Genomic DNA, 3,974 nt, shown 5'->3' on the forward strand with positions numbered 1-3,974 from the left:
TACTTGTTGAATGGGCAGTAATTCGCTGGGTAAAGAGACGTCCGGTGAGAGCTTAATCAAGATATTCCGAAGATCCACTGTGATGGCATGAATGACATCAGGGTTTTGTTTATTAGTAACGGCTTGTTGTAATTTAAGTGCCGCTTCAAGCGCGTGTTGGCCGTTCTCGAGTTGTCGGGTTTTTTCCACTGCAAGCTCAGAAAACTCTGTCATCTCGCTGTACTCAGCTTCGTTGATCACCTCACCATTGGCCACAGCAGCACTGTAATCTGCTCCGATATACTCAGCTATCTGCATGAGTTGTCGCGTATCACTCTGTGCATCGTTTGCATGTGCGGCATGAATAAATGACAACATCATCAAACTGATAATGAGACCTGTGGTTATACGACGGTCAAATCTAAACACGTTTTTATTGGCTCCAGCGAGGATGGTTGTATCAATCATTTATCTTGAGTGCAGTTCTAAATGAGAATCGTACGCAGTATAAACCTTAGTGCTGATTAGCGAGTAAATGATTTTTTTAGATACAGGTCTCTCGGAGAAGTTCTTGACCCAGCTAACTTTTAGATGATTAACCGCTGAAGGCTGTATTTTTAGGAGTTTATGTTATTGGGTGAGAGTGATAATCTTGCAGTTTGTGACGATTTGATGACAAAACAATGACGAATGTAATTCAACTGGAATCTCTTGATAAAGCCCCCGTACAAACGGTTCCATTTCCCTATTTCAAGGTAGAACAATCTATTTATCCTGAACAGGTGCAAGCAATCATCAAAAGCTTTCCTGATATCTCAGATGGCGGTAGCTACAATATCGATGATGTTGATTTACAAGAACCTTTTAAATCGTTAATTACCTCCATTGATACCCCGGAATTTCGGCGAATCATTTGTGACAAGTTTGATGTACAGGTTATGGATTTGCCGATGATGATTACCCTCAGAGGGTATTCCAGACAAAAAGATGGACGCATCCATACCGATTCTAAAACCAAAGTGGCCACCATCCTTATCTACCTTAACGAAGCTTGGCAAGCCGATACAGGTAAACTGAGAATCTTACGAAATGGTCACGATATGAATGACTATGTGGATGAAGTCACGCCTGGTCCAGGTAGTCTTGTGGCTTTTAAAGTGACCGATAACTGCTGGCATGGCTATCCGGCCTTTGAGGGCAAGCGTCAGTCCATACAGATTAACTTCCTGACTAGTGCAGCCGCAGGCAATAAACATCGCTTCTTTCATCGTTTAAGTGCCAAGCTTAAACGACTCATTTCAGGTCGAAAATCCATTTAAGTTTGATTGGTTTTGTCTCAGTCGAATACACAGAGAATCTGCAATTAACCCAAGCTAATCTTTATTGACACAGTGTGATGCTATAGTATCAATGGTAAGACGATATCTGCGTTTACATACACAACAAAGGGAGAAGCAGGTTTTATGGCTGACGGGGTTGAGCAGATTTATATCGCACTAATTAGTGTGCATGGGCTCATACGGGCTGATAATCTCGAACTGGGCAGAGATGCTGATACAGGAGGGCAAACGCTCTATGTTCTGGAACTCGCTCAAGCACTCTCTGAACTTCCCAATGTCTGTCAGGTAGATCTGGTTACACGTCGCGTTATAGACAGCCATGTTGATGCTGAATATGCCGAACCCATTGAGAAGGTAAATGATAAATTCAGGATCGTACGAATAGATGCCGGGCCTGAAGAATACATCTATAAAGAACATTTATGGGAGCATCTGGACGGGTTTGCAGACAACCTGGCTGATTTTTTCAGAAAACAAGACCATGTCCCTGATCTGATTCATAGCCATTATGCTGACGCGGGCCTGGTGGGATCTCATGTGGCTAATCTGCTAGGCATTCCGCTTGTCCATACAGGCCATTCTTTAGGACGGGTCAAACGAAGAAGGTTATTGGCCAGTGGTTTAACCACTGAACAAATAGAGTCTCTTTACAATATGACTCGGCGTATAGAAGCAGAGGAAATTACTTTAGCCACCGCCGAACGTGTCATTACCAGTACTCACCAGGAAATCGAAGAACAATACGAAATTTATGATCACTATCAACCTGATCAAATGCGTGTTATTCCTCCTGGTACTAACATCAAACAGTTCAAGCCGCCAGAAGGAAATGAACTTGAAAGTGAGTTGTTTCAAAAGCTGACGCACCAACTCACAGACCCACATAAACCGATTATTCTGGCCTTATCCCGCCCTGATAAACGCAAAAATATCACCGTGCTGATTGAAGCGTATGGTGAGTCAGAAAGGCTGCAACAACTAGCAAATTTGGTGATCATTGCTGGTAATCGTGATGATATTGATGATCTGGAAGCAGGGGCTCAAGAAGTGTTTCATGAGCTTTTTGTAGCCATTGATCGATACGATTTATATGGCAAAGTGGTCATGCCCAAGCACCACAAGCGTGAGCAAGTCCCTCTGATGTATCGTATTGCTGCGGCATCAGGTGGGGTGTTTGTAAACCCGGCGCTGACAGAGCCTTTTGGTCTGACTCTGATCGAGGCCGCAGCCTCGGGCGTACCAATTGTGGCGACGGAAGATGGTGGGCCAAGAGATATTATTGGTAACTGTCATAATGGGATTTTAATTGATCCACTCGAATCATCGACTATCACAGACGCATTATTGAAATTATTAACAGACAATGATGTGTGGGATGACTATTCAAGCAAAGGTCTGGAAGGGGTAGCGAAGTGTTATTCATGGCAAGCACACGCTAAACGTTATATCGATTTGGTGACACCACTTGCTCAACGTGCTGAGTTACTTCAACGTAAGCCGCTTGAGCGAACCAGTCATGTGTATGCTGAACAGGCTATTTTCACCGATTTGGATTTGAACCTTATCGGCGACGATGTGTCGTTACATAAATTGATTAATCTGATTCGGGAAAACCGCAAAACCACAAAATTTGCCATTGCGACTGGCCGGCGTTTGGACGTTGCCCTTAGAATGATGAAAAAACATCAGATTCCTGAACCTGATATTTTAATCACCAGTTCTGGCACTGAGATCTACTATGCACCTAAGCTAACGCCAGATACGTCTTGGGCTCAACATATTGATTATCACTGGACGCCCCATAAAGTACGACTGTTGCTCGATGGCTATCCTGGATTAGAAAAGCAGCCAAAGTCAGAACAGAGTCGATTTAAACTGAGTTATTACATCGATCCTGAACAGGTAGATGTTGAAGATATAAAACGACTGTTACATCAGGAGGAACAATCGGTTCATGTTCAGCTGGCTTTTGGACAATATTTAGACATATTACCGATTAGAGCATCAAAGGGGATGGCTCTGCGCTATGTTGCCGACCATTGGCAAATACCACTTGAACATATTTTTGTCGCCGGCGGTTCCGGTGCCGATGAAGATATGATGCGGGGCAACACGCTCGCTGCGGTAGTGGCAAACAGACATAATGAGGAGTTATCACAATTGATTGATACTGACCGTATTTATTTCGCAGACAAACCATTTGCTGCAGGCATTTTGGAATCACTCGAACATTACCAGTTCTTTGATCATGTCAAAACGAAGAAAGCATCATCATGAGCCAAGCTAAAGTTTTACTCTGCACGGATATGGATAGAACCATCATTCCTAATGGCTTTCAGCCAGAGCCAGCTGATGCACGTAAACAGTTTTCGGACTTTTGTGAACGTGATGAGGTCAAGCTAGCATATGTCACAGGTCGTCATGTATCACTGGTGAAACGGGCGATTAAAAACTATGCCTTACCCGTTCCTGATTTTGCGATTACCGATGTTGGCACCAAGATATACCAAATAGGTAAAGGCAGTTGGCAACAAATGGCGGATTGGGAAGCTGAGATTGATAAAGATTGGAATGGCAAAACCCATGCTCAGCTGAAACACATTTTACGACCCATTAAAGAATTGCGTTTACAGGAAAGCAGCAAGCAAAACACCC

At 43.5% G+C, this 3,974-nt stretch carries 3 protein-coding genes and 1 pseudogene; 3 read left to right on the forward strand and 1 reads right to left on the reverse strand.

What is annotated here, in order from left to right:
- Window positions 1–447, reverse strand: a pseudogene (locus B4K20_RS00370) (iron permease); the annotation flags it as partial.
- Between the two features lie 215 nt (window positions 448–662).
- On the opposite strand from B4K20_RS00370, the gene B4K20_RS00375 reads away from it, so the two are divergent.
- The 3 genes from B4K20_RS00375 to B4K20_RS00385 form a co-directional block, all read left to right on the forward strand.
- Entirely contained in the window at window positions 663–1,298 is a 636-nt protein-coding gene (locus B4K20_RS00375; RefSeq protein ID WP_289281454.1) for a 2OG-Fe(II) oxygenase, read from the forward strand.
- Window positions 1,299–1,442: 144 nt separating this feature from the next.
- Window positions 1,443–3,596, forward strand: a complete 2,154-nt coding sequence (locus tag B4K20_RS00380) for an HAD family hydrolase (RefSeq protein WP_289281455.1) — start codon at window positions 1,443–1,445, stop codon at window positions 3,594–3,596.
- On the forward strand, window positions 3,593–3,974 hold a 382-nt coding region (locus B4K20_RS00385), incomplete at its 3' end, for an HAD family hydrolase (RefSeq protein ID WP_289281456.1). The genes B4K20_RS00380 and B4K20_RS00385, both read left to right, overlap by 4 nt.

This window comes from Methylophaga sp. UBA5088, assembly GCF_002414625.1.
In the GTDB taxonomy this organism is placed as follows: domain Bacteria; phylum Pseudomonadota; class Gammaproteobacteria; order Nitrosococcales; family Methylophagaceae; genus Methylophaga; species Methylophaga marina.